Raw genomic sequence first — 26,868 nt, forward strand, 5'->3', positions numbered from 1 at the left:
TTATTTGCCCCATGAGTCTCTATGTTCAAGCGGTCCCTTTCCAAAACCCTCGCCTTCCTGCTTCTGGCCGGCGCTTCGTTGTCGGCCGAGGCCAATTGGTATCTCGATGGCGAGTCCTCTCGGCTGTCCTTCATCAGCACCAAAAACGCCAACATTTCCGAAGTGCAGCGCTTCCTGGTGTTGCACGGCAAAGTCAGCCCCAAGGGCCTGGCCGAGGTGGAAGTCGAGATGGAGTCGGTGAACAGCGGCATCCCGCTGCGCGACGAACGCATGCGCAAGGAACTGTTTGAGATCCAGACCTTCCCTGAAGCGCTGATCACCGCGCAGATCGATCTGCGCCCGATTAGCGATCTCGCGCCCGGTGCCCAACTGGAGCTGCGCTTGCCGCTGACCGTCAACCTTCACGGTAAAACCCACGAATACAACGCCGAACTGCTGGCGACCCGTCTTGATGACCGGCGCTTCCAGGTGGTGACCCTCGAGCCGATTATCATCAATGCCGAAGACTTCGATCTGGCACCGGGCCTGGAAAGTTTGCGCAAGGTCGCTGGATTGTCGGCCATCAGTCTGTCGGTGCCGGTGGGTGCGGTACTGATTTTCACGGCGCGCTGACATGGCCGGTGCAATCTTTCCCTGGCGGGCAGGCAACCACTTTGAACTGCTGATCGACGGCCCGGAGTTTTTCCCGCGCATGTTGGTCGCGATTGCCCGCGCCGAAGAACAGGTCGAGCTGGAGTTGTATCTGGTGGAAGCGGGCGCCTGTGCCGAGGCCATGGTGCAGGCGTTGGTGCAGGCCGCCGAGCGCGGCGTGCGTGTGCGCTGTCTGTTCGATGACTACGGCAGCCTTGCATTCACCTTGACCTTGCGTCAGCGCCTGATGGCGGCGGGTGTGGAACTGCGTTTCTACAATCGCCTGAGCTGGCGACGCTGGGTCGGTAACTTTTACCGCGATCACCGCAAGCTGTTGCTGGTCGATCAGAGTCTGGCGGTGGTCGGCGGCACGGGCGTCACGGACGAGTTCTGGACGCCGGGCGAAGACACCAGCGAATGGCATGAAGTGATGGTGGAAATCACCGGCCCCTTGGTCATCGACTGGCAGCTGCTGTTCGACCGGCAATGGATCGCCAACCGCCATCGCCGCGCCTGGAGACCTGCGGCGCACTTCGGCCTGCCGCGTCTGCCACGGGTGCCGTCCATGGGCGAAGGGATGGGGCGGGTGGCCTATGCCGACGCCCGCCAGCACCGCGACATCCTGCAATCGCTGATTCGAGCGCTGAACAGCGGTCAGCGGCGGGTCTGGCTGGCCACGCCGTACTTTCTGCCGACCTGGAAAGTCCGCCGTTCATTGCGCAGGGCTGCCGGCCGAGGCGTCGATGTGCGTCTGCTGCTGACCGGGCCACGCACCGATCACCCGTCGGTGCGCTACGCCGGGCATCGTTATTACCCGCGATTGCTCAAGTCCGGGGTGAAGATCTTCGAATACCAGCCGTGTTTCCTGCACCTGAAAATGGTCTTGATCGATGACTGGGTGAGCATCGGCTCATGCAATTTCGATCACTGGAATCTGCGCTTCAATCTGGAAGCCAACCTTGAAGCGTTGGACCCAGGGTTGACGCGTGCGGTAGTGGCGAGTTTCGAGAAGGACTTTGCGCAGAGCCAGGAAGTGAGCCTGGAGGCATGGCAAAGCCGGCCACTGTGGCGGCGGGTCAAGCAAAGGGTTTGGGGATGGGTGGATCGGCTGGTGGTGAATCTGCTGGATCGACGCGGATAGTCGTCACACCCAAAATCACTGTGGGAGCGAGCCTGCTCGCGATGGCGGTGTAACAGCCAACAAAGATGTTGAATGTTATGCCCTCATCGCGAGCAGGTTTATTGCGGTGTGCCAGGAGTTACAGCAATTCAAAGCTCTGCTGCGTCACGTCCTGGGAATCCAGGCCGATCTGCACATTGAACTTGCCTGGCTCCGCTGCGTATTTGAGCTGGGCATTGAAGAACTTCAGGTCGTCTTCGGTGATGGTGAAGTGCACGACTTTTTGTTCGCCGGCCTTCAGCGTGATTTTCTGGAAGTTCTTCAGTTCCTTGACGGGGCGGATCATCGAGCCGGTCACGTCCTGGATGTACAGCTGCACCACGGTTTCGCCGTCGCGCTTGCCGGTGTTTTTCACCATGACGCTGGCGTCGAGCTTGCCGGTCTTGTTCAGCGTGGTCGACGACAAGGCCATGTCGCTCAGGCTGAAATCGGTGTAGCTCAGGCCGAAACCGAACGGAAACAGCGGGCCGGTGGTGTCATCGAAATACTGCGAGGTGTAGTTGCCCGGTTTGCCCGGCGTGAACGGCCGGCCAATGCTCAGGTGGTTGTAGTAGGTCGGAATCTGGCCCACCGAACGCGGGAAGGTGATCGGCAGTTTGCCCGATGGGTTGTAGTCGCCGAACAGCACGTCCGCGATGGCGTTGCCGCCTTCGGTGCCGCTGAACCAGGTTTCCAGAATCGCGTCAGCCTGTTCCTTCTCTTCGAGAATCGACAGCGGGCGGCCGTTCATCAACACCAGCACCAGCGGTTTGCCGGTGGCTTTCAGCGCCTTGATCAGGTCGCGCTGGTTGGCCGGGATGTTCAGGTCGGTGCGGCTCGACGATTCGTGGGACATGCCACGAGACTCGCCGACAGCGGCAACCACGACATCAGCATCTTTGGCGGCCTTCACCGCTTCGTCGATCAGCACTTGGGCGGAACGCGGATCATCCACCACTTCCGGCGCATCGAAGTTGAGGAAGTTCAGGTAATCCAGCACTTTCTTGTCGCTGGTGATATTGGCGCCACGGGCGTAGATCAGCTTCGATTTGTCTGAAACAGCGGCGTTCATGCCGTCGAACAAGGTGACCGATTGAGCCGGACGGCCAGCGGCGGCCCAGCTGCCCATCATGTCGATTGGCGCCTTGGCCAGCGGACCGACCAGCACGATCTTCGCGGTTTTCTTCAGCGGCAGGGTCTCGCCCTGGTTCTTCAGCAACACCAGGCTGCGGCGCGCGACGTCACGGGCCTCGGCGCGGTGCAGACGGCTTTCGGCGTAGGTGTCGGCCGGATCGTCTTCAGCCTTGCCGATGCGCAGGTACGGGTCCTTGAACAGGCCCATGTCGTACTTGGCGGCGAGCACTTCGCGGACGGCGTTATCGATGTCTTTCTGTTCGATCTCGCCGGCCTTCAACAGCCCCGGCAGCTCTTTGCCGTACAGGGTGTCGTTCATGCTCATGTCGATGCCGGCCTTGATCGCCAGCTTCGCGGCTTCGCGACCGTCACGAGCGACGCCATGCTTGATCAGCTCGAAAATCGCCCCGTGGTCACTGACCGCCAGGCCCTTGAAGCCCCAATCCTTGCGCAGCAGGTCGTTCATCAGCCAGGTGTTGGCGGTGGCCGGCACGCCGTTGATCGAGTTCAGCGCAACCATCACGCCACCCGCGCCCGCGTCGATGGCGGCGCGGTACGGTGGCAGGTAGTCCTGGTACATTTTGACCGGGCTCATGTCGACGACGTTGTAGTCACGACCACCCTCGACCGCACCGTACAGGGCAAAGTGCTTGACGCTGGCCATGATGCTATCGGCCGCGTTCGCGCCGGTGCCCTGGAAGGCCCGGACCATCACGCCGGCAATGCGCGACACCAGGTACGTGTCTTCGCCGAAGCCTTCGGAGGTGCGGCCCCAACGTGGGTCACGGGAAATGTCGACCATCGGCGCAAAGGTGATGTCGAGGCTGTCTGCCGCGGCTTCCTTGGCGGCGATGCGCCCGGACAGGCCGATGGCGTCCATGTCCCAGCTCGAGGCCAGGGCAATCGGGATCGGGAAAATCGTGCGGTGACCGTGGATCACGTCATAGGCGAAGAACATCGGGATCTTCAACCGGCTGCGCATGGCCGCGTCCTGCATCGGACGGTTTTCCGCGCGCGTGATCGAATTGAAGGTGCCGCCGATGTTGCCGGCGGCGATTTCCTTGCGGATCATCTCCCGAGGCATCTCAGGGCCGATGCTGATCAGGCGCAACTGGCCGATCTTTTCATCGAGGGTCATTTGTTTCATCAGGTCAGTGATGAAAGCGTCCTTGTTCTCCAAAGGTGCGGGCGTCGTGGCGGCCAATACGGTATGACTGGCCAGGCTGACGAACAGGCCCAGCAAACACAGCTTCTTCATGAATAGTTTTCTCAAAGGCCTAAACGGCAGTGAATACGCGCCGATCAGCCAAAATTTAGGGAGCGACTATTGTTGTTCAGGTAAATGCAGCACACTTCTGCAGCGTTTGGCGCTGGGGCATCTTTTAGCCCATTGGCTCGATGCAATCCAGTGGCGGGGGCAGATTATGCCCCAAGAGACCGCTCAGAAGGTCGCTGGTTGTTTTTCAACGGAAGGTGCAAGGGAGCGTCAACCAGATGAATGTACGACACCACACTCGGTCGAGCCTGCAGGTTGCAGCCTTGATGTTGCTCACCACGCTGCTGGCGGGCTGCGGCATCAACAACATTCCTACCCTCGACGAACAGGCCAAGGCTGCCTGGGGCCAGGTGCAGAACCAGTACCAGCGCCGCGCCGACCTGATCCCCAACCTGGTGGAAACCGTCAAGGGCTACGCCAAACATGAGGAAGAAACCCTGACCGCGGTGATCGAAGCCCGAGCCAAGGCGACCTCGATCCAGGTGGATGCCAGCACCCTGGACAACCCGGAAAAACTCAAGCAGTTCCAGCAGGCGCAGGATCAGCTGACCGGCGCCTTGAGCCGTTTGATGGTGGTGTCCGAACGTTACCCGGACCTCAAGGCCAACCAGAATTTCCTTGCGTTGCAATCGCAGCTCGAGGGCACCGAGAACCGCATCGCCGTGGCGCGTCGCGACTTTATCCTCGCGGTGCAGAAGTACAACACCGAAATCCGCACCTTCCCGGGTCGCCTGTGGCACACGGTGATGTACAGCGATTTGCCGATCCGCGAAACCTTCGAGGCCACCAGCCCCAATGCCGAAAAAGCGCCAGAAGTGAAGTTCTGATCGGCTTGACGCATCACCACGGATGAGGTTGCCAATGCGCGTGTTGAAAGTGGGCCTGGTGCTGGTGCTGTGGGTGTTTGCCCTGACAGCCCAGGCCGAGTTGAAGTTTCCGCAGCTGACCGGACGGGTGGTGGATAACGCCCAGATGATCGAGCCGTCGGTTCGTGAGCAACTGACGCAGCAGCTCCAGGCCCATGAAAAAGCCACGGGCGAGCAGTTGGTCGTGGTGACGTTGCCGAACTTGCAGGGCACCGACATTGCCGATTTCGGCTATCAGCTGGGGCGCTACTGGGGCATCGGCCAGAAGGATAAAAACACCGGCGCGTTGCTGATCGTTGCGCGCGATGATCGTAAATTGCGCATCGAAGTCGGTTACGGCCTGGAAGATCGCCTGACCGATGCGCAGAGTTCGGTGATCATCAACCAGGTGATCACGCCAGCGTTCAAGACCGGCAACTTCAGCAAGGGCATCAGCGACGGGGTCGCCGCGATGCTGGTGGTGCTGGGCGGCAATCCGCTGGATGAACCGTCGACGGTCTATGAGCCGAGAGGGGATGAGGGCGACGATTTCGTATCCCGCCATCCGGGCGTGTTCGTGTTCCTGGTGTTGCTGTTCATCCTGACGATTTTCGTCTGCCAGATGCTCGGGATCCTGCCCAGCGGCGGCGGTGGCCGAGGCAGTTCAGGGGGCGGTTTCGGCGGTGGAGGTTTCGGCGGCGGTGGCGGGGGCTTCAGCGGGGGTGGCGGCAGTTTCGGGGGCGGCGGTTCGTCGGGCGGCTGGTGAGCATAATAATGAATGGGCACTTTTAGACATGGCATTACTGACTGAACACGAACAACGCAAAGTCGCCGAGGCGATTGCCCGGGTCGAGCGCGACACCGACGCCGAACTGGTGACGGTGCTCGCGGCCCGCGCCGACGACTACGCGTACATCCCGCTACTCTGGGCCAGCCTGCTGGCGCTGGTGGTGCCGGGTATCGTGCATTACCTGACAGGCTGGCTGACCCTGCACAGTTTGCTGCTGGTGCAATGGATCACGTTCATCGTGCTGTGCCTGGTGTTCCGGATTCCGAAAGTCACCACCCACCTGATCCCGCGCTCGGTGCGGCATTGGCGAGCGTCAAATCTGGCGCGCCGGCAGTTTCTGGAGCAAAACCTGCACCACACGGTGGGCAGCACCGGGATGCTGATTTTTGTCTGCGAGGCTGAGCGGTACGTGGAAATTCTGGTGGATGAAGGGATTTCCAAGCGGCTGGACAACAAGAACTGGGACGCGATCGTTGCGGCGTTTACTCAACAGGTGAAGCAGGGCCAGACATTGCAGGGGTTTGTGACGTGCGTCGAGGCGTGCGGCGAGCTGCTCAAGGTGCATGTGCCGGTGACGCACGTGCGCAATGAGTTGCCGAATCGGTTGGTGGTGTTGGGCTGATTTCACTTCTGGAATTGATACACCTTCTGTGGGGAGAGGGCTTTTGTGGCGAGGGAGCTTGCTCCCGCTGGGGCGCGAAGCGGCCCCCCAAACCAGCCAATGCGGTCATTCAGATAAACACGGTTGCAGGGGGTAGGGCTGCTTCGCAGCCCAGCGGGAGCAAGCTCCCTCGCCACACAAGCCCACTCAACCCAGTAGCGTTTTTGCTTCGGGTTTCGCACCGTTCGGGAAATTACCCGTGCCCTCGTATGCCATCCCCCCTAAAATACCCGCCATTCCCGATCCGCTCCGCCCGAGGCCGTTTTTTCCATGTCTGTCACCGCCACTCCCGCCAGCCTCGCGCCGGATCACCACGCTCAGTTCATCGACCTGTTGCAAACCAGCCTCGACCAGAATGCCTTCATCAAACTGGTCCTGGCCAAGTACGTCGGCACCGAAGCCGATTTGCAGCGGCTGATCATCAAGCAACTGACGGTCAAGGATCAGCCCTGCCTGTCCTTCGTCTACCGCTACAAGACCCGCGACATCACCAAGAACCTGCCGCTTGCCGAGGGCGTCGCGACCATCGGCGCGCTGTTGCCGGCCTCGTTCAAAAATGCGCATTTACTGTCGTTGACGGACGAAGCCCAGCTCGAATACAGCAAAAAGGGCAAGTCTTCGCTGTTCAAGAGCAAACCTCAGCAATTGCGTGAAGTGCCGTCCGCCGAGCATAACCGCGAGAAGAACCGTTTCCTCGACCTGAACCGGCCGTTCCTCGCCGACCTGGGCGTGACAAACAGCAAGCACGAGCTGATCCCGGCGATGTCGCGCAAGTGGAAGCAGATCAACAAGTTCATCGAAGTCTTCAGCCATGCGCTGACCACCTCGCCCCTGGCCCTGGACAAGCCGGTGCAGGTGGCGGATTTCGGCTCGGGCAAGGGTTATCTGACGTTTGCGATCCACGACTATCTGCGCAACACCTTGAAGGCCGAAGCCGTGGTGACCGGCGTCGAGTTGCGCGAAGAAATGGTCAACCTGTGCAATGCCGCCGCCGCCAAGCTTGAGCATCCGGGGCTGGTGTTCAAGTGCGGTGACGTGCGAAGCGTCGCGCCGAGCGAGCTGGACGTGATGATCGCGCTGCACGCCTGCGACATCGCCACCGACTACGCGATTCACACAGGCATCCGCTCCGGCGCCTCGATCATCATGTGCTCGCCTTGCTGCCACAAACAGATCCGCCTGCAAATCCAGAGCCCGGCGCTGCTCAAGCCGATGCTGCAATACGGTCTGCACCTGGGCCAGCAAGCGGAAATGGTCACCGACAGCCTGCGAGCGCTGTTCCTGGAAGCCTGTGGTTATGAAACCAAGGTGTTCGAGTTCATCTCACTGGACCACACCAACAAGAACAAGATGATCCTGGCGGTCAAACGCGCCGAGCCGGTCGACCCGGCCCAGCTGTTGGTGAAGATCCAGGAGCTGAAGGATTTCTACCACATCAGCGAACATTGCCTGGAAACCTTGCTGCGCGCCGACGGCTACCTCTAAAACACCGCATGACCCTGTAGGAGCCAGGCTTGCCGGTGAAGGCGATAGTGCCGACGCCTTCGCCGGCAAGCCTGGCTCCTACGGGTCACGTGGTGGCAATGCGGGCGGGTTTGATGGCGGTCTTGCGTCCGAGCATCACCGTCACGATCACTCCGGCGGCAAACAGCCAGGTGATCGGCTCGATATGTTCACCAAAGAACAGCGCCGAAAACGCGATGGTGAAGAAGATCTGCAACAGCTGGATCTGACTGACCCGGGCAATTCCGCCCATCGCCAACCCGGCGTACCAGGCAAAGAACCCGATGAACTGCGAGAACAGCGAAACATAACCAAACGCCCACCAGGTCTTGGCGGAAATTTCGCCCTGGTGTTGCAGCGCCAAATAGACCACCGGTCCGATCAGCAGCGGCGTCGATAACACCAGCGCCCAGCAGATCACCTGCCAGCCGCCCATCTCCTTGGCCAACCGGCCGCCCTCGGCATAACCCAGGCCGCCCACGGCAATCGCCCCGAGCATCAGCAAATCACCGGCCTGAATACTGCCGGCCCCGCTGATCAGCGCATAACCCAACACCAGCGCACTGCCCAACGCCGCGCAGGCCCAGAAGGCTTTCGACGGTCGTTCGTGGGACAACCACGCGGCGTACAGCGCGACGCACAGCGGCTGCAAACCGTTGACCAGCGCGCCGTGGGAGGCCGGCAAGGTTTGCATGGCCCAGGCCGACAACACCGGAAAACCGAGGATCACGCCTGCGATCACCAGTGTCAGGCCTTTGACCTGTTTCCAGGTCGGCCATTTTTCCCGGCGCCACAGCAACAACATCGCCGCCGGCACCGCCGCAAACAGCGCCCGGCCCAGGCCGTTGAGCAGCGGATGAAGTTCCTGCACGACGATCCGCGTGAAGGGCAAGGTGAGGCTGAAGATCACAACGCCGAGCAGGCCGAGGGCCATGCCGGTGTTTTCGCGCGAGGACATGATGGGGGACCAGAATGTTAGGTGGCGGGAAGAGACTTCATCTAGCCATAAACCACGGGGATCGCGCTGTTACAGCTAGGCGCAGAGTTATCCGTACAGTTGAAGGGCACCTTCGCGCTACAGGTATGGTGGTGCCTTTGTAGGAGCGAGGCTTGCCCGCGAAGAACGATAACGCGGTTTTCAGGTAGTAGCTGGTTATTACCCGACCCGCTGGATAAGGACTACCTTGAATACTCCTATGCATTTCCCAGAGGAGTCCTCCCCATGGCTGCCAAGAAAATTCTGATGCTTGTCGGCGATTACGTCGAAGACTACGAAGTGATGGTGCCTTTCCAGGCGCTGCTGATGGTCGGCCACACGGTGCACGCCGTTTGCCCGGACAAATCCGACGGCCAGACTGTGCGCACCGCGATTCACGACTTCGAAGGCGACCAGACCTACAGCGAAAAACCCGGTCACTTGTTTGCCCTGAACTTCGATTTCGCCAAAGTCGCTGAGTCCGACTACGACGCGCTGCTGATCCCCGGCGGTCGTGCGCCGGAATACCTGCGCCTGAACGAAAAAGTCCTGGAGCTGGTGCGCGCATTCGACAAGGCCGGCAAACCGATCGCTGCCGTGTGTCACGGTGCGCAACTGCTCGCGGCAGCTGGAGTTCTCGAAGGTCGCGAGTGCAGCGCTTACCCGGCCTGCGCGCCGGAAGTGCGTCTGGCGGGCGGTACGTTCATCGATATTCCGGTGACGGAAGGCCACGTACAAGGCAATCTGGCCACTGCGCCCGCCTGGCCGGCGCACCCGAGCTGGCTCGCCGGTTTCCTTGGGTTGCTGGGCACCAAAATCACGCTGTAACGAGGGGCTTTTCCATGTGCGAGCTGTACGTCAAAGCTGATCCGATTCTCTACGAATCGCGCTCCCGCTCGCTGCGCATCTGCGGGGTGGTCACCACCCTGCGCCTGGAGAATCAGTTCTGGGACATCCTCAGCGAAATCGCCGAGGTCGACGGCATGACCACCAACCAGTTGATCGCCAAGCTGTATGAAGAGGTGATGGACTACCGCGGCGAAGTGGTGAATTTCGCCTCGTTCTTGCGGGTGAGTTGTACGCGGTATCTGAGTCAGCGACGGGTACAGGCGCCGGAGTTGTCGGTGGTGCGGGCGGTGGTGAAATAGGTTGGTTTTGCGCCGGCCTTACCGGCCCCATCGCGAGCAGGCTCGCTCCCACGGGGGAACGCATTCCAATGTGGAAGCGAGCCTGCTCGCGATGGCGGTGTTACAGGCGACAGATGTCCCGGGCTGGTCTTTACTCTGAAGCGCGAGACCACTCAATCGCCAAGGAGAAAGAGCATGTCCGGATGGTACGAAGTGAGCAAAAGCAGCAACGGTCAGTTCAAGTTTGTACTGAAGGCCGCCAACGCCGAAACCATTCTGACCAGCGAGCTGTACACCACTCGCGGTGCTGCCGACAACGGCATTGCTTCGGTGCAGAAGAACAGCCCGCTGGATGAGCGCTACGAAAAGAAAACCACCAAGGATGGCCATCCTTACTTCAATCTCAAGGCCGGTAACCACGAGATCATCGGCAGCAGCGAGACCTACTCTTCCGCTGGCGCGATGGATAAAGGCATCGCCAGCGTCAAGGCCAATGGGCCGACCACCGTGATCAAGGACAAGACCTTGCCGGTGCTTTGATCGCTCCCTTCAGGACCAACACAATTCCCCTTGTAGGCGCGAGCCTGCTCGCGATAGCGGCTTAACATTCGACGAAGATGTTGAATGTCAGTCCGCCATCGCGAACAGGCTCACTCCCACATGGGTTTTGTGTGCGGCTTTAGATCAGCGCAAGGCTTTCAGCAAGTCTTGCAACTGGCTGATCCCGGCCTCGCCGAGTGGAAACACCGGCAACCGCGGATCGCCCACTTCCAGCCCGGTCGCACGCAGCCCCGCCTTGATCGTCGCCGGCAAGCCACCCTTGAGGATGAAGTCCAGCAGCGGCAACTGGCGATAGAACAGTTCACGCGCCTTGCCCAGGTCGTTCGCCAGCACCGCGTCATACAGATCCAGATTGAGCTGCGGAATCAGGTTCGGCGCCGCTGTGCACCAACCTTTCGCACCCGCCGCAAACGCTTCCAGCGTCAGCGGGTTGCAGCCGTTGTAGAACGGCACCCGGCCTTCGCCGAGCAGTTGCAGCTTGTGCATGCGCTGGATGTCGCCGGTGCTCTCCTTGACCATGGTCACGTTCTCCACGGCGTTGACGATCCGCAGGATCAGGTCCACCGACATGTCGGTGCCGCTGGTGGCCGGGTTGTTATAGAGCATGATCGGGACGCCGATGCTGTCGCCGATGGCGCGGTAGTGGGCGAGGATTTCCGCTTCGCTGAGTTTCCAGTAGGACGTCGGCAGCACCATCACCACATCGGCGCCATGGGCTTCGGCGAAACGGGCGCGGCGCACGGCTTTGGCGGTGGTCAGGTCGGACACACTGACGATGGTCGGCACGCGCCTGGCCACATGCTTGATGCTGAATTCGCTGACCTGATCCCACTCCGCGTCGCTCAGGTAAGCGCCTTCGCCGGTGCTGCCCAGTGGCGCGATGGCGTGGACGCCGCCGTCGATCAAGCGGTCGATGGAACGCCCGAGTGCGTCGAGATCGACGCCTTCGCCATTGGCGGTGAACGGGGTGATGGTGTAGCCGATGATGCCGTGAATGGTGGGGGTCGACATGTTGTGTCTCCTTCAGGAAATGGGTGGGTTCAGTTCAGGCAATCGGCGTGTTGACGCAGGTGCTGCCGGGCGTAGTAGTTGAACGCGGCGCCGTGGCGCTTGGGTTTCGAGATCCAGTCATGGGCTTCGCGGCCCAGGTCCCGCAGGATCGGTTTGATGGTCCCGGCACTCATCGCCAGCAGTTGCAGCTTTGCGGCACGCTCGATCAGCTGAGCAATGACACAGGCTTCTTCGATGGTCGTGCCGGTGGATAACTGGCCGTGGTGCGACAGCAGGATGGCCCGTTTGTCGCCCAGTGCGCCGGCGATCAAATCACCTTCTTCGTTGCCCACCGGTACGCCCGGCCAGCCTTCGAGAAACGCGCAATCGTCGTACAGCGGGCAGAGGTCCATGTGGGAAATCTGCAGCGGTACTTCGAGCATCGACAGCGCCGCGACGTGGGTCGGGTGCGTGTGAATGATGCAGTTCACGTCGGGCCGGGCGCGGTACACCCAACTGTGGAAACGGTTGGCCGGGTTGGGCATGCCGTGGCCTTCGAGCACTTCCAGGTCTTCGTTGACCAGCAGCAGATTGCTCGCGGTGATCTCGTCGAAACCCAGGCCCAGTTGTTGAGTGTAATAGGTGCCAGGCTGAGGGCCACGGGCGGTGATTTGACCGGCCAGGCCGGAGTCGTGACCATTTTCAAATAGAATCCGGCAGGTCAGGGCCAGCTTTTGCCGGTCGGTCCACGTATTATCCGCCAGGGTGTTTTGCATCTGGGTCAACGCTTGCTTGACCAATTGCTCTTTGGGTAATGCTAAGGTCTTGGCCATCTCGGTGTCCTTGGGTGGTTCATGCAAATGACACAGCAGAGGCTATATGACACTTTGTGTCATAGGCAAGGGCAAATCGTCGCCTCTTTGATGGATTAATCGTTCTTCATGTCTATCCGTTTGAAATTACTGAGAAAAAAACTTGGCGTGACGCTGGAGGCCTTGGCCGAAAAATCCGGCATGACCAAGAGCTATCTGTCGAAAGTCGAGCGCGGGCTGAATACGCCGTCGATCGCGGCTGCCCTGAAACTGGCCAAGGCGCTGAACGTGAAGGTCGAGGAGTTGTTCTCCGAAGACAACATCAGCCTCGACAGCTACAGCCTGGTGCGCAGCGACGAGCGCCAGTCCCTGGCGGCCAACGATGAAAGCCCCGGCTACGCGGTGCTGGCCCACCAGGTCAGCGAGCGCAGCCTGCTGCCGTTCATGATTTATCCGCCGACAGAATTCGCGGACAAAACCTTCAAGGAACACGTGGGGGAAGAGTTTCTGTTCGTCCACGAAGGGCAGGTGGAAGTGGACTTCATGAACGAGCGCGTGCTGCTCAATCGCGGGGATGCGCTGCACTTCAATGCGCAGAAACCGCACCGGATTCGCTCAGTGGGGGAGGCTCAGGCGCAGTTGCTGGTGGTGGTACATAGCGCTGAGGAATGAAGTTGCGGTGCTGTTGTGGCGAGGGAGCTTGCTCCCGCTCGGCTGCGAAGCAGTCGTAAAACCTGACAATGCGTTTTCTCTGAAAGAATGCAGGGGCCGCTTCGCAGCCCAGCGGGAGCAAGCTCCCTCGCCACAGGTTCGGTGTTCGCTTCAGACCTCGACGGGAACTGTGAGCTTCGGGCTGCCGAGCGCATGGGTCTTCGAATCAAAAAACCGCAGTTCTGACCCCGTTCCCTCAAACACCTTCGTGTAATGCCGCTTCTGATGCTGGATAAACGCCTTGCTGCGCGGGTAAATCGAGATTGCCACTACCTTGGGTTTCGCCTGGCGCAACGCACGGATGATGTGGCTGTCCTGCTCGCCCAAGGCATGCCCGAACAGGCATAACCCCTCTCCATGGCTCAGCAACTGGTCATAGCAAAACGACAGATAATCCGAGCTGCGAATGGTCTTGAGCTTGTCCTGCGCCGGCCCTTCGTTGACGAACAGCGGCACATCGTCCAGCGTCTTGATGGTGTTGTTGATGGCGAAACTGCCCAGCAATGTGCCCTCCGTCGACATCAGCTTGCGCGCCGTGCCGTCCTGATTGCGCACCAGGTGCAGGCCACCGTGCAGGTACAACAAACGGGTTTTATCGGTCGCCGTGGCGCTCAAATCAAAACCCGGTTCGGCGCCCTGGAACAGATCGGTGATGGCATCCGGCTGATGCTGGATCGCCCAATAGTTGAGCAAGTCGTAATTGGTGGTGAACACCGTTCGATAGCGTCCCAGTTCCTGACTGATTGTCGCCAGGGTCGAGGGCACCACAAGCCGCCACGGGATGTGCACCGCGTGGACTGTGTTGATCAGCGCTTCCTTGATCGCGTAGTAACGATTACGCGGCGCAGCGGAGCTGACGGCCAGGGCCTTGTTGACCCGGCTGGTGATTTTCAGCGCGCTCAGCACCTGTTCGAAACTGCGGGTCTGCATGGCGTCGAACACGCTCAGCTCGGACTGGCTCAGGGGTTTTTCTTCGACGGTGCGGGCATTTTCGAACAGCGAGTCGTAGCCGAAGTCGTCCCACACCGCACGGCTGGCGCCGTTGCCGACCAGCAAACCGCTGAACGAGGCGGTGGCGCGCAAGGCGTTCCAGTCTTCAAGTTGGGCATCAACATCCTGGAAATCGGTCATTGCGGTCAAAGTCTCAAAGCAAAAGGTCTGATGGGCGGCGACTTTATCACGACCGGGACTTGAGCCAGATCAAGTTACTGCCTGCCCGAAGCGTCGATCCTGTGCGCACCCGCCGGATCGGCACTACCGATCGGTTTAGCCAGGAGAATCGCTCATGAGCAGCACGTTTTTCATTCCCGCCGTTAACATCATGGGCAATGACTGCCTGGACGAAGCCATGGTTGCCATTGGCAAATACGGCTTTCGCAAGGCGCTGATCGTCACCGACGCCGGGCTGGCCAAGGCCGGTGTGGCGAAGATGATTGCTGAAAAACTGGCAATGCAGGACATCGACTCGGTGATTTTCGACGGCGCCAAACCGAATCCGAGCATGGCAAACGTCGAGCGCGGCCTGGGCCTGCTCAAGGAAAGTCGCTGTGATTTTGTGGTGTCGCTCGGCGGCGGTTCGCCCCATGACTGCGCCAAGGGCATCGCGTTGTGTGCGACCAACGGCGGGGAGATCCGCGACTACGAAGGCGTCGACCGATCGACCCAGCCGCAATTGCCGCTGATCGCGATCAATACCACCGCCGGCACGGCCAGCGAAATGACCCGTTTTTGCATCATCACCGACGAATCGCGCCACGTGAAAATGGCCATCGTCGACCGCAACGTCACGCCGTTGCTGTCGGTCAACGACCCGGCGCTGATGGTCGCCATGCCCAAGGGATTGACCGCCGCCACGGGCATGGACGCGCTGACTCATGCCATTGAAGCCTACGTGTCCACCGCCGCCAATCCGATTACCGATGCCTGCGCACTGAAAGCCATCACCTTGATCAGCAGCAACCTGCGTCTGGCCGTGCGCAATGGCAGCGACATGGCGGCACGGGAAAACATGGCTTACGCACAGTTTCTCGCCGGCATGGCGTTCAATAATGCCTCCCTGGGATTTGTCCACGCCATGGCTCACCAGTTGGGCGGGTTCTATGACTTGCCGCATGGCGTATGCAACGCGGTGCTGCTGCCCCACGTGCAGAGTTTCAATGCGCAGGTCTGCGCCCCGCGCCTGACCGATGTGGCCCACACGATGGGCGCCGATATCCGTGGCTTAAGCCCGGAAGAGGGTGCTCAAGCGGCCATCACGGCGATCCGCAGCCTGTCCAGCGACATCGAGATTCCCGCCGGTTTGCGTGAACTCGGCGCCAAGCTCAACGACATCCCGACGCTCGCGACCAACGCGCTGAAAGACGCGTGCGGCCTGACTAATCCACGGGCGGCGGATCAGCGCCAGATCGAGGAGATTTTCCGCAGCGCGTTCTAGTCGGTTTGCCGGCCGGGCGCGAGCCTCACGCACACCATCGCGCCCAAGGCCAGCAAGGTGCAAAACAGGGACAGTGGCCATGCTTGCTGGCTCGCGATCAGACTGGCAATCGCGCCGATGATGGCGGCCATCAGCTGGTGGATGAAACCACTCAACGCCATCGCATAAGCCCCGCCGACCGGCGAGCCGTCGTTGGCCAGGGACAGGCTGATCGGGTAGTTCAAAGACTGCCCGAACACGGCAAAGCAGTATGGCAACCAGAGCAGCAGCGCAACGGAAGTGCCCGCGATGCTCCCCAGCAACATCACCGCGCTACCGCCCAATACCAGGCCCACGCCCGCCGTCATCAGCCAGCGTTGACCGGTGCGAAGCACAAAGGCATTGACCCCCAAAGCCCCCAGGAAATACGCCGCGCTGATCGGCCAGCCCAACAGCCCGTATTCCACGGCCGACCAGTTGAAGGGACCTTGCAGAATCAGCGGCGCTGCGGTGTTGAACGCAATGATCACCCCATAACCGAGGCCGCCGGCGAGTGCCGGCAGCAGGAAGGCGCGATCACGCAAAATGCGCCAGTAACTCGGCCAGGCGGACGACTGGACAGGCTCCTCGTTCAGCAGCGGGAACGTGACCCGCGCCACCGCCATCGCCATCAACAGACTCGCGCCACCCAACAGATAAAAAATCGCCGGCCAGCCCAGCGCCACCTGAATGATCGACCCCAGGTACTGGCCGATCCCCAGCGCCACTACAAACGAAATCGAGAGCCAGGACAGCGCCTTGGCCAGCAGGTCACCGCGGAAACTGTCGCGGATCAATACCCGCGCCATGACCGAAATCCCGCTGGCACCCATCCCCTGGACCAGACGCCAGAACAGGAACGTTTCAAGCGACTGGCTCAAGGGCAGGGCAAGGTTACCCAGCCCGTAGATACCGAGTGCGGCGAGCAACACCGGCTTTCGGCCAATGCGCTGCCCCAGACTGCCCCAGAACAACATCGGCAGCGCCATGCCGATCAGGTACACGGCCAACCCCCAGGACACCTGCGAGGCGTCGGCTGACAGACCCCGGGCAATGTCCGGCAACGCCGGCAGGTAAATGCTCATGCCCAGTTGGGCGAGAAACACCGTGCTGCAGGTGACGAGGAGGGTGGTGCTGCTCTTCATGGGGTCTTCCTTGGGTTTCTAGCTGAGGTCCCCGGTGTGTGCGGGTAATAGCTCGGTGACGAGTTCACAGAAATGGCGTATCAGCATCGGCTCCATGTCGGCGCGCAAGGTGATTCTGATCGCAGCCTTGCCTTGTTCGACCACGGGGAAAAAGACTGTGGAGGTAAAGAAACCGAGATTGGCCAATTCGATGGCAATACGGTTGGCCAGCGTTGCTTCACCGCAGTGGATCAAGCGGATGGCCATGTTACTGCCCTGTTGTGCGGTTCGTATCAGGCTGTCAAAGAGCCGGATATTAGCCTGAAGTTTTTCCTGTAGCGCGACGAATGCCGGCGTGCGATGCAACTGGATGGAGGCCCTTCCCGCACCGATGGCCGCGCTGTTCAGACTTTGCGACCAATTGCTGGGGCCGCCATAACGTTGAATCAGCTTTTTCTGCCGTTCATTGCCCAGCATCACCAGCCCGCCGCTGGCGCCAAATGACTTGGCCAATGAGGCGACGATCAAGGCGTCATCGTCCAGAGCCTGCAACCTTGGGCGTACCAGACCGGCCCCGCAAGTGCCAACGGCGGACAGTGCGTGGGAGTCGTCGAGATAGAGAAAAAGGCCATAGCGATCCCTCAAGTACAACAGACCGTCCATGTCGGCGACTCCGCCCATGCTGTACGCGCCGTCGGCAACATACGCGACCCTGTTGTGGTGCTGGCATTGCGTTTCGAGGAAGTCCATGTCGTTGTGCGGACTGGTCACGACCTTGGTTTCGTCGGCGCAGGCGGCTTTGAGGTGATTCATCGAGTAGTGTGCCAACCGGTCAAATACCATCACCGGTGGCTGGTTCTCGGTAAACACGCCACTGGCCAGCAGCGGCAGGATGCCGGCACTCGCCGCGCTGCACGATAAGGTGCTTAGGCACGTGGCGCCGAACAGTGCCGAGAGCTCGGTTTCGTACAGCTCCAGGATCGCCAGTTTGCAGCGGTTTTTCGAGTTGGCGACGCGCAAGGTACCGGTTTCCCACAAGGTGGTCATGGCACCGTCGAGCAAATCGGGATGGTGATCCAGGCCCAGGTAGGAGGTGGTGCAGAAGTGATGAAAGGCGCGCCCATGTTGGTCAACCATGCGGTTGCTGCTTCTGATGTCGACGTTCAATCCCGCGACTTTCCCTGCTTCCGCAGTGTCCCAGCTGTGGTCCGCCAACGAGATCAGTTTTCTATAGTTGGTGAAAGTGTTTGTAGTGTGTGTTGTCGGGTCCATTTGAGGTGTCTGTCCTTGAGTGATGAAATCGTCCGTGTGTTTCCAGACTTTACAGAGAGCGGCGGGGGCATTGAATCGGCCGTTTCCTGTTCGGTTGAGTGTTACAAGAGATTTATGTGTAGGGCGACGCCCTGCGATGCTGTGGGCCAAAACCGGGCTATCCCGCCGACTCAGCCGAACTGAAGTCATCGAGTTGGTCAAGCAACTGGCGACCAGCGCCGTCGTGCTGATCGAAAACCTGCGCCCCGGCGCCCTGGCAATGATTACTGATGTCCTGCGGGAGCGATCCGCGCCACGCCGCCGATCGGGTGGGAGCGAGCCTGCTCGCGAAAGCGGCCTGACAGTCCCCGCTCAACCCGCCGCCACCAACCCCTTCCCTGGCGCCGCACTGAACTGAATCAACGCGACCCCGGCGATCAACAAGACTGCCCCCAACACCCGCGGCAACGTCATCTGCCGCTCCACTAACCCAAACCACCCGAAGTGATCCAGCACCAGCGAAGCCACCACCTGTCCCGCCAGCGCCAACGCAATAAACCCCGACGCCCCCAGCTTGGGCAGCAGCATCAGCGCCAACGAAATAAAACACACCCCAAACGCACCCCCCGCCCACATCCACAACGGCGCCTTGCTGATGAACGCCAGTGACGGCAACGGCAAGCGCATTGCCAACATGATCGGCAACAACACGACGATACTCACCAGCAACGACGCAAGCGTCGCCCACAACGGATGGCCCAACCCACGCGTGAGGTTGGCGTTGATCGCGCTCTGAAACGGCACCACCGCCCCGGCAACCACGGCCAGCAGCAACAGCCCGGCCCAATGCAATGTACTCATGATCATTCTCCAGAAGGTTTTGCTGGACTCTAGAGTATTCGCCGCGCAGATTTAAATTCCGAATTGCTATCCAGAACATGCACCAGATGAATGATCTTCGGCGTATCGACCTCAACTTGCTGGTGATCCTTGACGCCTTGCTCAGCGAGCAGCACGTCACGCGCGCGGCGCAGCGCTTACACCTGAGTCAGCCGGCGGTCAGTCATGCCCTGGCGCGGTTACGCGACTTGCTGGGAGACCCTTTGCTGGTGCGCGCGGGTGCCACGCTCGTACCCACGCCGCGAGCCATGGAATTGATCGCACCCTTGGCCGAAGCACTCGCTCAGGTGCAATCCCTGCTGGCCCCGAACGCTTTCGACCCAGCCACGGCCAAGCGCACGTTTCGTCTGGCAATGTCCGACTATGGCGCCGCCATCGTCCTGCCAGGGCTGATTCGCACGTTGCGCCGGGAAGCGCCGGGCATCGACCTGCAAATCAGCCACGCCAGCCGCGAAGGCATGCTCGACGCAGTACTTAATGGCGACATCGACCTGGCAGCAGGTGTCTTCCCTGAACTGCCAAACGAGCTGCGCAGCACGCCACTCTTCGAAGAGCACTACGCCTGCCTGGTCGACCGCAACAGCCTGCCTGCCAATGGCGTACTCGACCTGCCGACCTACCTCGCACGGCCACACGTCCTGCTGGAAATGCGCGGCAGCGGCACGCCTGAAATCGAGCGGGCGCTGACGGCGTTACGTGAACGCCGTCGCGTCGCGATCAGCCTGCCGCACTGGAGCGTCGCTCCGGAATTCATCAGTGGCACAGACCTGATTCTTACCGTGGCTTCACGTGGGCTGCGCGAGATTGATGAGCGCTCGCTGGTCGTAGTTGCGCCGCCGTTTCATATTCCGTCGTTTACGTTTGTGTTGGTCTGGCACACACGGCGGGGTGGGGATCAGGCGTTGAACTGGTTGAATGGGCGGATTGGGGAGGGGATAGTGCATAGCGACCTGACTACCGGCCCATCAAATAACCGTTGAGGTAGACAAATTGCTCACCGGCCTCAACCACCTGACCCTCGCCGTCACCGACCTGAACCGCAGCGTGGCGTTCTATCAAGACCTGCTGCAACTGCGCCTCGAAGCCACTTGGGACACCGGGGCCTATCTGTCACTGCCGGGTTTGTGGCTGTGCCTGTCCGTTGATCCGCTGCGCAACTCGGGACCCGCCGCCGATTACACCCATTACGCCTTCACCATCAGCGCAATCGATTTTCCCGTGTTCGTCGAACGCCTGCGATCCGCCAGCGTACAAGAATGGCGCGACAACCACAGCGAAGGCGCGTCCTTCTATTTCCTCGACCCGGACGGCCACAAGCACGAAGCCCACGTTGGCGATCTGGCGTCGCGGCTGGCCGCCTGTCGCGTGCGGCCGTATGCGGGAATGAAGTTCTTCGACGATCAGTCAGTCGATATACCCGGGACCTGATATAGACTTGCGCCCATTCACCAAATAGTTAAAGGGACTTTTAATGACCCCATCGCTGCTAATGGCTGTTCTCGCCTCGGGTTTCATTTATGGCATCACACCGGGGCCGGGCGTATTGGCGGTGTTCGGGATTGGCGCCGCGCGCGGACGACGGGCGGGGGCGGGGTTTCTCTGTGGGCATTTGTTGGGGGACGTGGTCTGGTGCAGCACGGCATTGATCGCGATTGTCGGTGCCCGTGAAATCGGCAGCACGGCGTTTGATGTGCTGGGCGTACTCAGCGGGCTGTACCTGTTTTGGCTCGGTTTGCGCGCCATACGGGCGAAGCGCAGCAGCGCCGATGCCCCTCAAGGCCCGGCTCGCCAGCCCTTTTGGCACGGCATTCTGTTTGGCCTCACCAATCCCAAGGCCTACCCCGTGGCGGTGGCGACGTTCACTGCGCTGCTGTCCAGCCGGGCGGAGTTGCTGCACTGGTCAATGTTGCCTTGGTTGATTCTCCTGAGCTTCGTCGGCGGTCTCATGGCCTACGCTATCCTCATTGGCATTGTTGGTGCACGGCAAGTTCGCACCTTGTATCAGCGCCATGAACTGGCGATCACCCGTTTATGTGGGGTGATGTTTATCGGTTTCGCCATCAACGCCCTCGCTCATGCACTGCCGGGGCTGGTGACGAACAAGGCTTGAGGTTGAGCGCACGGATGCGTCAATGCCCGATGGGTCATGGAGGGGCTTTTTATTGCTGCATTGTCCGGAAACGCTTATCGCACCATGGCAACCAGAAATTCCGCGCCGTTGGCGAGCTACATCGATCTCTTGCTGGACGCCGTCTGTGCGGTGGATAAACAAGGTCGCTTCGTATTTGTCAGCGCGGCCTGCGAGCGTATTTTCGGCTACACCCCGGACGAGCTGATCGGCCAGCCGATGATCGACATGGTGCACCCCGCCGATCGCCAGCGCACCCTCGACGCGGCGCGCGAGATCATGGGCGGTGATCCCAAACTCAACTTCGAAAACCGCTACCTGCGCAAGGATGGCGCGGTGGTGCATATTCTGTGGTCGGCGCGCTGGTCTGAAGTCGATCAGTTGCGCATCGCTGTGGCCCGGGACATCACCGAGCGCAAGCAGGCCGAATCCCGGCAAGCGGCGTTATACGCGATCTCCGAGGCGGCTCACGCAGCGGAAGATCTGCTGGCGTTGTTCAAGCGCATCCACTTGATCATCGGCGAATGGCTGCCGGCACTGAATTTCTCCGTGGCGCTGTATGACGAGCACTGTGCGCAGCTGAACTTTCCGTATCACGTCGACGACCATGAACTGCAGCCCGAGCAGCCCGGAACCATGACCGGGCGCCTCTGTGCCGAAGTGATTCGTAGCGGTCAGCCAATTTTGCTGACCCTGGACCAGGACACTCTGCCAGAAGGCTTTGAGGCATCGGTCTCCGGACAGGACTCGCCTTGCTGGCTGGGTGTCCCGTTGAACTCGCAAAACGGCATCATTGGCGCGCTGATCGTCAAAAGCGTACCGGGTGGCGAGCGCTACACCGAGCAGGACAAGGAGCTGCTGCAATACGTCTGCGCCCAGGTCGCCACCGCGATCGAGCGCAAGCAGTTACATGCCCGGTTACAACGCATGGCCCAATACGACCAACTGACTCAACTGCCCAACCGGGCGTTGCTGCGCGACCGGCTTCAAAATTCGCTGGCGCAGGCTCGCACGGATTCCGGGCGGATGGCGTTGCTGTACGTCGACCTCGACCGCTTCAAGGAAGTCAACGACACCCATGGCCACGCAGTCGGCGACATGCTGTTGCAAGCGGTCGCCAATCGACTCAAGGGCTGCGTGCGTGAGACCGACACGGTGGCGCGTATCGGTGGGGATGAGTTTGTGGTGTTGTTGCACAGCATCCACGCGTCGGAAGACGCTGACAACGTTGCGGGGAAAATCCGTCAGGTGCTGGCGCAACCCCTGCGCCTGGACGGGCAAAGCGTGAACATCCGGCCGAGTATCGGCGTCGCGCATTACCCCGAGCATGGCACCGAAGAACAGCAACTGTTCCGGCATGCCGATGAGGCCATGTATGCGGCTAAGCGCCAACATCATCAGCGCCTAGGGGCCTGAAAAATCGGCCACCGTTCGTCGCGGCGATTTCATTTTTTCTAAACCTTTGTGGTGATCGAAATTCAGATTTTATGCGGGCTCCTGCTCGCCGCGATCATCACCAAGAGGTAGAGAATCATGCCTAATTCAAGAAACTCGAACTCGGGAAACTTCGCCAACGATCGAACGAAGGCGTCAGAAGCCGGTCGCAAAGGTGGGAAAACTACCACTACGACCGTCGATAAAGACCCTGCGAAACCCGATATGGGCCGCAAAGGTGGTCAGAAGTCGAAGTAGTCGCAAGGTAGTTTTGATTGAGAGGCGGGGGCGAAAGCTCCCGCTTGAATTTTTATAGAAGGAGGGCGCGACCATGAGCCGGATGGCCACCCGATTACGCACTGCCAGTCTTGTCACGTTGCTGGGCCTGTTTGCCAACAGTGCCTTCGCCCAGTCGCCCGCCGAGTTCATCAACGATGCGTCGGCCAAAGGCATGGCCGACATCGAAGCCAGTCGCCTGGCGCACCAGAAAAGCGAATCCAAAGAGGTCAAGGACTACACCATCGTGGTCATCAATGACCGCACGACCGCCAACCAACACTTGGCGAAAATCGCCAAACAGCTGGATTTGCCGGTTGCCCCTCGCGAAGAAGTGGTCGACAAGGCCAAAGCCTTGATGCCGGAAGTGAAGGACGGTGCATCCTTTGACCAGGCTTATACCGCCAGTCAGGTGAAGACGACCCAGGAAGCCATCGAGCAGCTTCAACAAATCGCTCAGACCACCGACGTGCCGCAAATCAAAGCCTTCGCTGAGGAAACCTTGCCCAAACTGCAGAACCACCTGGAAATGGCCAGAGCGTTGCAAGCCAGTCGCTAGACCAGGCGATTAACGGTGTTGAACGCAAACGGCGCGTGATTCACATCACGCGCCGTTTTGTTTGTGCTCAGCACTCATTCAAGTCCTGTTTGCGCTTGCTCGTAGTGGCCAGCCCCGCCAGGTCATGCACGTCTTTTTCGCCCATGGCGCGATAGTGTCTGCGTAGCGCTTCCAGTTGCTTGAGGTCCAGCAATTCCAGCCCCAGCATCGCGTTCTGCGCCTCCTTGTTCACCCGCAGCAACTCATCGATTTTCAAGTGCAGGATGTCGGTGTCGCGGTTCTGCGTGTTCTGGATCAGGAACACCATCAGGAACGTGATGATCGTGGTTGAGGTGTTGATGATCAGTTGCCAGGTGTCGTTGTAATCAAATATCGGCCCGCTCAACCCCCACAGACCAATCAGTATCAACGCCCCCATAAACGTCTTCGGACTGCCGGCCCACAGGGCGAGTTTCTGCGAGATTTTTGCGAATTTCATTGCCGTGTTCCTTATAGGGATGCGCCTGATTTTCAGACAGCGACGGCGGGTTGAAAATTCTACTTACATTTCTGTGCTCAAAAAAAATGACTCACTCATTACCTATTCGCCGCGCCGACTTCAAGTGAGGCGAGTTCTGGGGGGCAACATGGCTGGAAACGGGGGGGCATTTTGGTGGTCATTCGATGAGGCGGACGCCTGAGGAGGCGGCCTTTGGTTACACATGGCATTCGGTCAACTGACATGTCGCCATAGGTCGGATAGGGCAGGGCGCGCCAGTCGAGGTATCGTAGCGAACCGGTTGTGCGCCGCTGGCCACAACAACGTATCGACAGGAGAACGCAATGAGTTGGTCCGCCAGACAATACGTCGCTTTTGAAGATGAACGCACCCGCCCGGCCCGCGATTTGCTGGCGGCGGTCCCGCCCGTGGACGCGCGATCGGCCATCGACATCGGTTGCGGTCCCGGCAATTCGACCGAGTTGCTGGTGGAGCGCTTCGCCAATGCCACGGTGCGTGGCCTGGACAGTTCGACCGATATGATCGACGCCGCCCGCAAGCGCTTGCCCCAGCTGCAATTCGACACGGCTGACATTGATACCTGGAACGAACCGGGGCCGTTCGATGTGATTTTCGCCAACGCGGTGTTGCAGTGGGTGCCCGACCACGCGACGTTACTGCCTTCTCTGGCCGCCCGACTGACCGAGGGCGGTAGTCTGGCCATCCAAATGCCCGACAACCTCAACGAGCCGTCTCATCGCCTGATGCGCGAAGTCGCTGCCGATGGGCCGTGGGCCAGCAAGTTGGTGGACGCCGCCGGGCAACGCACGGACATGGCGAGTGCCAGCGAGTACTACTCGATGCTGCGACCGCATTGTGCGCGAGTCGATGTGTGGCGCACCACGTACCATCACCCGCTCGCGGGCGGCGCGTCGGGGGTGGTCGAGTGGTTCAAGGGCAGCGGCTTGCGGCCTTTTCTCGAACCGCTGAATGACGCGGAGAAGGCGCACTACCTCAAGCAGTATCAAGCCGCGATCGAGCAGGCCTATCCGGCGCTGAGCGATGGTTCGGTGCTGCTGCCGTTCCCGCGGTTGTTTATCGTCGCGACGCGCTAGGGCAAAAAGGGACGGATAACGCCGAACGTTATCGGTCCCTTTGCCTGGCACTCAGGTATTCAAAAATAAACGAAGCAAAGCCGAACAACCCGATCATCGAAATGATCATGATCCCCAACTCTGAATTGTCCATGTTGATCTCTAGGTGAAAGGTGAGCCGGCACAATAAGGTATCTGTGGACAGGTTCGACGCAGCGATACGTTGTCTTTACCGGGTATCGGAAATTCATACGCAAAAATTACGATGACCCGGCGCGGCCCTCAGCGCTGAACGCTGACCAGCATCATCATCGGCCGCTCCCGCTCTTCGGACAGGGCCGGTTGCGCCGCCACCTCGGCATCGCTCGGGCCCCATTCGTTGACCTGTCGGATGCTGAAACCTGCGCCAATCAGCGTATTCAGCAACGTGCCTATCGTGCGGTGCTGTTTGATCACGCCTTCGGCCAACCAGTTGGTCACCCGCTCGCCTTCCCGTTGATAACTGTCCAGCGGCCAGCGCTTGTTCCCTTCGCTATCAATCAGCCAGCCCGGATTGCGCGGTGCCATGAAGATTGGGTGTTCGATGGAAAATACGAAACGTGAACCGGGTTTCAGGGCCTCATGGATTTTGGCGAACAGACCTGGGAGATCCTTGATGTAGTGCAACGCCAGAGAGCTGTAGGCGAGGTCGAAACTGGCTGCGGGCAGGTCGAGTTGTTCCAGATCGGCGCGGGCGTATTGGATGTTGGTTTGCGACGTCGTCCTGCGCGCCTGCTCCAGCATTTTTTCCGAGACGTCCAGACCGAGCACGCTGTCGGCGCCGTGTTCACTGGCCCAGCGGCAGAACCAGCCGTAACCGCAGCCGAGGTCTACGGCCTTCAGGCCTTTCATGGGCGGCAGCATTGCTTTGAGCGCAGGCCATTCGGGCGCTGCGTCGAGACCGCTGATGGAGCGCGCCATCTGGCTGTAGCCCTGGAAAAACTCCGGGTCGTCGTAGATGTTTTGAGTCATGTTTGGAAGGCTCTGTTGAGATCGTTCACGGGCGGCACCTGATGCGCGGCCGATTGGGTTCCCTCGGAGAGTGATGGCGCGTGTTCGTCGATGGCCGCGCAGGGGAGAGGGTGGTTGAAGATAGGGGAGATGCTAGCGGGTTGGGCGGGGAGGGGAAACCGATTGAGCGTTATGGATTTGTAAGCTCGATTTAATGACAAATCGGCGATCCAGAACAATGCCAGGCAGTTAAGCGTGACACCGAACCTGTGGCGAGGGAGCTTGCTCCCGTCGGACTGCGCAGCAGTCCCTTTTTGGGGGCCGCTTCGCGACCCGGCGGGAGCAAGCTCCCTCGCCACAGTGATAGAGCGCTCGTGCGATCTCTTGGTGACCAATGACAGCCGGTCATGACACGCAAAGGGCGCCTCGAAAGACGCACGCTCTAACGTCAGAACTATTCCGCATCCATGCGTCGAGCGATCACGTCCAGCACATCGCAACCGTCGCGCAAGGGCACGCAGCAGAGCAATGCAAAGTCGCTGAGGATTACCGCGTCAGACGTGATGTCGCCTCGCATCGCGAGGTTTTCAAGCAGCTGCGTCACGGCCCGAATTCTGTAACTGGCGGTGCTGAGCAGTGAATGCAGCGGTTGGGTGGTGTTGACGTAGAGCGAGGGAAGGTCGTCGGCGTTGCTGGTTAAAGCCATGTATTCGTTCATGCGTAGAGCTCCATTGGGTTAAGAGGTCTACCACTCAATCGTCGCCAAACGAAAAGGGTGGCAGCTGTGCGCAGGTTGGCGAACCGGACAATGGACAACCCGGCAGACCCGAAGGCCTCCCGCGCACAGCCACCAAAAAGCAGGCAGCTAAGTGCTTTAAAGCGATCCGAAAACTGCTCGGAAGCTTTTGTTCATTGGATCGAGTCGCCAAACCCGAAGCGCCATTTTGGCGCCGGCTCGACTATAGGCCTCGATGCAAATGGACAGCAATGCGCAAGTCTACGGACAA

At 60.1% G+C, this 26,868-nt stretch carries 29 protein-coding genes; 18 read left to right on the forward strand and 11 right to left on the reverse strand.

Annotation, left to right across the window (positions count from 1 at the left end):
- Window positions 1-21: 21 nt before the first annotated feature.
- On the forward strand, window positions 22-612 hold the full coding sequence (locus tag FBY01_RS10770; RefSeq protein WP_010462496.1) for a YceI family protein: 591 nt from the start codon (window positions 22-24) through the stop codon (window positions 610-612).
- 1 nt (window position 613) lies between these two features.
- Complete coding sequence (locus FBY01_RS10775) at window positions 614-1,771, forward strand: phosphatidylserine/phosphatidylglycerophosphate/cardiolipin synthase family protein (RefSeq protein WP_077749544.1); 1,158 nt, start codon at window positions 614-616, stop codon at window positions 1,769-1,771.
- 118 nt (window positions 1,772-1,889) lie between these two features.
- Here the strand turns inward: FBY01_RS10775 and bglX are convergent, their stop codons facing one another.
- Window positions 1,890-4,181: a beta-glucosidase BglX gene (bglX, locus tag FBY01_RS10780; protein WP_077749543.1), complete on the reverse strand. Its 2,292-nt coding sequence runs from the start codon at window positions 4,179-4,181 to the stop codon at window positions 1,890-1,892.
- Between the two features lie 236 nt (window positions 4,182-4,417).
- On the opposite strand from bglX, the gene FBY01_RS10785 reads away from it, so the two are divergent.
- The 4 genes from FBY01_RS10785 to FBY01_RS10800 all read left to right on the forward strand — a co-directional run bounded on the left by FBY01_RS10785 (window position 4,418) and on the right by FBY01_RS10800 (window position 7,980).
- Entirely contained in the window at window positions 4,418-5,026 is a 609-nt protein-coding gene (locus FBY01_RS10785) for a LemA family protein (RefSeq protein ID WP_145307445.1), read from the forward strand.
- Window positions 5,027-5,060: 34 nt separating this feature from the next.
- Complete coding sequence (locus FBY01_RS10790; RefSeq protein ID WP_010462491.1) at window positions 5,061-5,810, forward strand: YgcG family protein; 750 nt, start codon at window positions 5,061-5,063, stop codon at window positions 5,808-5,810.
- 28 nt (window positions 5,811-5,838) lie between these two features.
- The gene (locus FBY01_RS10795; protein WP_010462489.1) at window positions 5,839-6,456 is read left to right on the forward strand and encodes a TPM domain-containing protein; all 618 of its coding nucleotides are present in this window, start codon (window positions 5,839-5,841) and stop codon (window positions 6,454-6,456) included.
- A gap of 309 nt (window positions 6,457-6,765) precedes the next feature.
- Window positions 6,766-7,980, forward strand: a complete 1,215-nt coding sequence (locus FBY01_RS10800) for an SAM-dependent methyltransferase (RefSeq protein WP_077749583.1) — start codon at window positions 6,766-6,768, stop codon at window positions 7,978-7,980.
- An 85-nt stretch (window positions 7,981-8,065) separates the two neighbouring features.
- Here FBY01_RS10800 and FBY01_RS10805 read toward each other — a convergent pair whose 3' ends face one another.
- Window positions 8,066-8,956, reverse strand: a complete 891-nt coding sequence (locus FBY01_RS10805) for a DMT family transporter (RefSeq protein WP_077749584.1) — start codon at window positions 8,954-8,956, stop codon at window positions 8,066-8,068.
- 264 nt (window positions 8,957-9,220) lie between these two features.
- On the opposite strand from FBY01_RS10805, the gene FBY01_RS10810 reads away from it, so the two are divergent.
- From FBY01_RS10810 to FBY01_RS10820, 3 genes are all read left to right on the forward strand, one after another.
- Window positions 9,221-9,802 (forward strand): DJ-1/PfpI family protein, encoded by a 582-nt coding sequence (locus tag FBY01_RS10810; protein ID WP_102595575.1) that lies wholly within the window; start codon window positions 9,221-9,223, stop codon window positions 9,800-9,802.
- A gap of 14 nt (window positions 9,803-9,816) precedes the next feature.
- Entirely contained in the window at window positions 9,817-10,122 is a 306-nt protein-coding gene (locus tag FBY01_RS10815) for a ribbon-helix-helix domain-containing protein (RefSeq protein ID WP_008025707.1), read from the forward strand.
- Window positions 10,123-10,296: 174 nt separating this feature from the next.
- Window positions 10,297-10,641: a YegP family protein gene (locus FBY01_RS10820; protein WP_010462476.1), complete on the forward strand. Its 345-nt coding sequence runs from the start codon at window positions 10,297-10,299 to the stop codon at window positions 10,639-10,641.
- A gap of 144 nt (window positions 10,642-10,785) precedes the next feature.
- Here the strand turns inward: FBY01_RS10820 and FBY01_RS10825 are convergent, their stop codons facing one another.
- Both FBY01_RS10825 and FBY01_RS10830 read right to left on the reverse strand, forming a co-directional pair.
- Window positions 10,786-11,673, reverse strand: coding sequence for a dihydrodipicolinate synthase family protein (locus tag FBY01_RS10825; protein WP_145307443.1), 888 nt, complete (start codon window positions 11,671-11,673; stop codon window positions 10,786-10,788).
- Between the two features lie 29 nt (window positions 11,674-11,702).
- Complete coding sequence (locus FBY01_RS10830; RefSeq protein WP_145307441.1) at window positions 11,703-12,485, reverse strand: aldolase; 783 nt, start codon at window positions 12,483-12,485, stop codon at window positions 11,703-11,705.
- A 108-nt stretch (window positions 12,486-12,593) separates the two neighbouring features.
- Between FBY01_RS10830 and FBY01_RS10835 the strand changes: the two genes are divergently transcribed.
- Entirely contained in the window at window positions 12,594-13,136 is a 543-nt protein-coding gene (locus FBY01_RS10835; protein ID WP_077749587.1) for a helix-turn-helix domain-containing protein, read from the forward strand.
- 150 nt (window positions 13,137-13,286) lie between these two features.
- Here the strand turns inward: FBY01_RS10835 and FBY01_RS10840 are convergent, their stop codons facing one another.
- Window positions 13,287-14,306: a DUF4917 family protein gene (locus FBY01_RS10840; protein WP_145307439.1), complete on the reverse strand. Its 1,020-nt coding sequence runs from the start codon at window positions 14,304-14,306 to the stop codon at window positions 13,287-13,289.
- A 154-nt stretch (window positions 14,307-14,460) separates the two neighbouring features.
- Here FBY01_RS10840 and yiaY point away from each other — a divergent pair, with 154 nt between their 5' ends.
- A complete protein-coding gene (gene yiaY / locus FBY01_RS10845; RefSeq protein WP_145307437.1) occupies window positions 14,461-15,609 on the forward strand; it encodes an L-threonine dehydrogenase in 1,149 nt (382 codons plus the stop codon).
- Here yiaY and FBY01_RS10850 read toward each other — a convergent pair.
- The 3 genes from FBY01_RS10850 to FBY01_RS10865 all read right to left on the reverse strand — a co-directional run bounded on the left by FBY01_RS10850 (window position 15,606) and on the right by FBY01_RS10865 (window position 18,863).
- Window positions 15,606-16,772 carry a multidrug effflux MFS transporter gene (locus FBY01_RS10850; RefSeq protein WP_145307435.1) on the reverse strand — a complete coding sequence of 389 codons (1,167 nt, stop codon included), beginning with the start codon at window positions 16,770-16,772 and terminating at the stop codon, window positions 15,606-15,608. The genes yiaY and FBY01_RS10850 overlap by 4 nt on opposite strands.
- A gap of 18 nt (window positions 16,773-16,790) precedes the next feature.
- Entirely contained in the window at window positions 16,791-18,023 is a 1,233-nt protein-coding gene (locus FBY01_RS10855) for an aminotransferase class I/II-fold pyridoxal phosphate-dependent enzyme (protein ID WP_077749591.1), read from the reverse strand.
- 351 nt (window positions 18,024-18,374) lie between these two features.
- The gene (locus FBY01_RS10865; RefSeq protein WP_145307430.1) at window positions 18,375-18,863 is read right to left on the reverse strand and encodes a DMT family transporter; all 489 of its coding nucleotides are present in this window, start codon (window positions 18,861-18,863) and stop codon (window positions 18,375-18,377) included.
- Window positions 18,864-18,940: 77 nt separating this feature from the next.
- On the opposite strand from FBY01_RS10865, the gene FBY01_RS10870 reads away from it, so the two are divergent.
- The 6 genes from FBY01_RS10870 to FBY01_RS10895 all read left to right on the forward strand — a co-directional run bounded on the left by FBY01_RS10870 (window position 18,941) and on the right by FBY01_RS10895 (window position 23,299).
- Window positions 18,941-19,882: a LysR substrate-binding domain-containing protein gene (locus FBY01_RS10870; protein WP_049870737.1), complete on the forward strand. Its 942-nt coding sequence runs from the start codon at window positions 18,941-18,943 to the stop codon at window positions 19,880-19,882.
- Window positions 19,883-19,892: 10 nt separating this feature from the next.
- Window positions 19,893-20,330, forward strand: coding sequence for a fosfomycin resistance glutathione transferase (gene fos / locus FBY01_RS10875; RefSeq protein WP_145307428.1), 438 nt, complete (start codon window positions 19,893-19,895; stop codon window positions 20,328-20,330).
- Between the two features lie 43 nt (window positions 20,331-20,373).
- Entirely contained in the window at window positions 20,374-21,012 is a 639-nt protein-coding gene (locus FBY01_RS10880) for a LysE family translocator (protein WP_145307426.1), read from the forward strand.
- A gap of 84 nt (window positions 21,013-21,096) precedes the next feature.
- Window positions 21,097-22,446, forward strand: a complete 1,350-nt coding sequence (locus tag FBY01_RS10885) for a GGDEF domain-containing protein (RefSeq protein ID WP_145307424.1) — start codon at window positions 21,097-21,099, stop codon at window positions 22,444-22,446.
- A gap of 117 nt (window positions 22,447-22,563) precedes the next feature.
- On the forward strand, window positions 22,564-22,722 hold the full coding sequence (locus FBY01_RS10890) for a KGG domain-containing protein (RefSeq protein ID WP_010462447.1): 159 nt from the start codon (window positions 22,564-22,566) through the stop codon (window positions 22,720-22,722).
- A gap of 73 nt (window positions 22,723-22,795) precedes the next feature.
- Window positions 22,796-23,299, forward strand: coding sequence for a DUF4142 domain-containing protein (locus FBY01_RS10895; RefSeq protein ID WP_145307422.1), 504 nt, complete (start codon window positions 22,796-22,798; stop codon window positions 23,297-23,299).
- 67 nt (window positions 23,300-23,366) lie between these two features.
- On the opposite strand, the gene FBY01_RS10900 is transcribed toward FBY01_RS10895, so the two are convergent.
- Complete coding sequence (locus FBY01_RS10900; RefSeq protein ID WP_010462444.1) at window positions 23,367-23,777, reverse strand: low affinity iron permease family protein; 411 nt, start codon at window positions 23,775-23,777, stop codon at window positions 23,367-23,369.
- 344 nt (window positions 23,778-24,121) lie between these two features.
- Here FBY01_RS10900 and tam point away from each other — a divergent pair, with 344 nt between their 5' ends.
- On the forward strand, window positions 24,122-24,892 hold the full coding sequence (gene tam, locus FBY01_RS10905) for a trans-aconitate 2-methyltransferase (RefSeq protein ID WP_145307420.1): 771 nt from the start codon (window positions 24,122-24,124) through the stop codon (window positions 24,890-24,892).
- A 261-nt stretch (window positions 24,893-25,153) separates the two neighbouring features.
- Here the strand turns inward: tam and FBY01_RS10910 are convergent, their stop codons facing one another.
- Together FBY01_RS10910 and FBY01_RS10915 are read right to left on the reverse strand one after the other, a co-directional pair.
- Window positions 25,154-25,882: a bifunctional 2-polyprenyl-6-hydroxyphenol methylase/3-demethylubiquinol 3-O-methyltransferase UbiG gene (locus FBY01_RS10910; protein ID WP_145307418.1), complete on the reverse strand. Its 729-nt coding sequence runs from the start codon at window positions 25,880-25,882 to the stop codon at window positions 25,154-25,156.
- Window positions 25,883-26,315: 433 nt separating this feature from the next.
- Window positions 26,316-26,579, reverse strand: a complete 264-nt coding sequence (locus FBY01_RS10915; RefSeq protein WP_010462435.1) for a hypothetical protein — start codon at window positions 26,577-26,579, stop codon at window positions 26,316-26,318.
- Window positions 26,580-26,868: the final 289 nt, after the last annotated feature.

The sequence above is a fragment of the Pseudomonas sp. SJZ077 genome, from assembly GCF_007993905.1.
GTDB lineage: Bacteria > Pseudomonadota > Gammaproteobacteria > Pseudomonadales > Pseudomonadaceae > Aquipseudomonas > Aquipseudomonas mandelii.

Excerpts from the sequence above, each read along its gene's own strand:
- FBY01_RS10865 (WP_145307430.1), bottom strand. The coding sequence starts at position 18,863 with ATGAGTACATTGCATTGGGCCGGGCTGTTGCTGCTGGCCGTGGTTGCC.
- FBY01_RS10835 (WP_077749587.1), top strand. The coding sequence starts at position 12,594 with ATGTCTATCCGTTTGAAATTACTGAGAAAAAAACTTGGCGTGACGCTG.
- FBY01_RS10815 (WP_008025707.1), top strand. The coding sequence starts at position 9,817 with ATGTGCGAGCTGTACGTCAAAGCTGATCCGATTCTCTACGAATCGCGC.
- FBY01_RS10790 (WP_010462491.1), top strand. The coding sequence starts at position 5,061 with ATGCGCGTGTTGAAAGTGGGCCTGGTGCTGGTGCTGTGGGTGTTTGCC.
- FBY01_RS10910 (WP_145307418.1), bottom strand. The coding sequence starts at position 25,882 with ATGACTCAAAACATCTACGACGACCCGGAGTTTTTCCAGGGCTACAGC.
- bglX (WP_077749543.1), bottom strand. The coding sequence starts at position 4,181 with ATGAAGAAGCTGTGTTTGCTGGGCCTGTTCGTCAGCCTGGCCAGTCAT.
- yiaY (WP_145307437.1), top strand. The coding sequence starts at position 14,461 with ATGAGCAGCACGTTTTTCATTCCCGCCGTTAACATCATGGGCAATGAC.
- FBY01_RS10900 (WP_010462444.1), bottom strand. The coding sequence starts at position 23,777 with ATGAAATTCGCAAAAATCTCGCAGAAACTCGCCCTGTGGGCCGGCAGT.
- FBY01_RS10885 (WP_145307424.1), top strand. The coding sequence starts at position 21,097 with ATGGCAACCAGAAATTCCGCGCCGTTGGCGAGCTACATCGATCTCTTG.
- tam (WP_145307420.1), top strand. The coding sequence starts at position 24,122 with ATGAGTTGGTCCGCCAGACAATACGTCGCTTTTGAAGATGAACGCACC.
- FBY01_RS10850 (WP_145307435.1), bottom strand. The coding sequence starts at position 16,772 with ATGAAGAGCAGCACCACCCTCCTCGTCACCTGCAGCACGGTGTTTCTC.
- FBY01_RS10855 (WP_077749591.1), bottom strand. The coding sequence starts at position 18,023 with ATGGACCCGACAACACACACTACAAACACTTTCACCAACTATAGAAAA.
- FBY01_RS10810 (WP_102595575.1), top strand. The coding sequence starts at position 9,221 with ATGGCTGCCAAGAAAATTCTGATGCTTGTCGGCGATTACGTCGAAGAC.
- FBY01_RS10775 (WP_077749544.1), top strand. The coding sequence starts at position 614 with ATGGCCGGTGCAATCTTTCCCTGGCGGGCAGGCAACCACTTTGAACTG.
- FBY01_RS10795 (WP_010462489.1), top strand. The coding sequence starts at position 5,839 with ATGGCATTACTGACTGAACACGAACAACGCAAAGTCGCCGAGGCGATT.
- FBY01_RS10825 (WP_145307443.1), bottom strand. The coding sequence starts at position 11,673 with ATGTCGACCCCCACCATTCACGGCATCATCGGCTACACCATCACCCCG.
- FBY01_RS10890 (WP_010462447.1), top strand. The coding sequence starts at position 22,564 with ATGCCTAATTCAAGAAACTCGAACTCGGGAAACTTCGCCAACGATCGA.
- FBY01_RS10785 (WP_145307445.1), top strand. The coding sequence starts at position 4,418 with ATGAATGTACGACACCACACTCGGTCGAGCCTGCAGGTTGCAGCCTTG.
- FBY01_RS10800 (WP_077749583.1), top strand. The coding sequence starts at position 6,766 with ATGTCTGTCACCGCCACTCCCGCCAGCCTCGCGCCGGATCACCACGCT.
- FBY01_RS10895 (WP_145307422.1), top strand. The coding sequence starts at position 22,796 with ATGAGCCGGATGGCCACCCGATTACGCACTGCCAGTCTTGTCACGTTG.
- FBY01_RS10915 (WP_010462435.1), bottom strand. The coding sequence starts at position 26,579 with ATGAACGAATACATGGCTTTAACCAGCAACGCCGACGACCTTCCCTCG.
- FBY01_RS10830 (WP_145307441.1), bottom strand. The coding sequence starts at position 12,485 with ATGGCCAAGACCTTAGCATTACCCAAAGAGCAATTGGTCAAGCAAGCG.
- FBY01_RS10840 (WP_145307439.1), bottom strand. The coding sequence starts at position 14,306 with ATGACCGATTTCCAGGATGTTGATGCCCAACTTGAAGACTGGAACGCC.
- FBY01_RS10805 (WP_077749584.1), bottom strand. The coding sequence starts at position 8,956 with ATGTCCTCGCGCGAAAACACCGGCATGGCCCTCGGCCTGCTCGGCGTT.
- FBY01_RS10880 (WP_145307426.1), top strand. The coding sequence starts at position 20,374 with ATGACCCCATCGCTGCTAATGGCTGTTCTCGCCTCGGGTTTCATTTAT.
- FBY01_RS10870 (WP_049870737.1), top strand. The coding sequence starts at position 18,941 with ATGCACCAGATGAATGATCTTCGGCGTATCGACCTCAACTTGCTGGTG.
- FBY01_RS10820 (WP_010462476.1), top strand. The coding sequence starts at position 10,297 with ATGTCCGGATGGTACGAAGTGAGCAAAAGCAGCAACGGTCAGTTCAAG.
- FBY01_RS10770 (WP_010462496.1), top strand. The coding sequence starts at position 22 with ATGTTCAAGCGGTCCCTTTCCAAAACCCTCGCCTTCCTGCTTCTGGCC.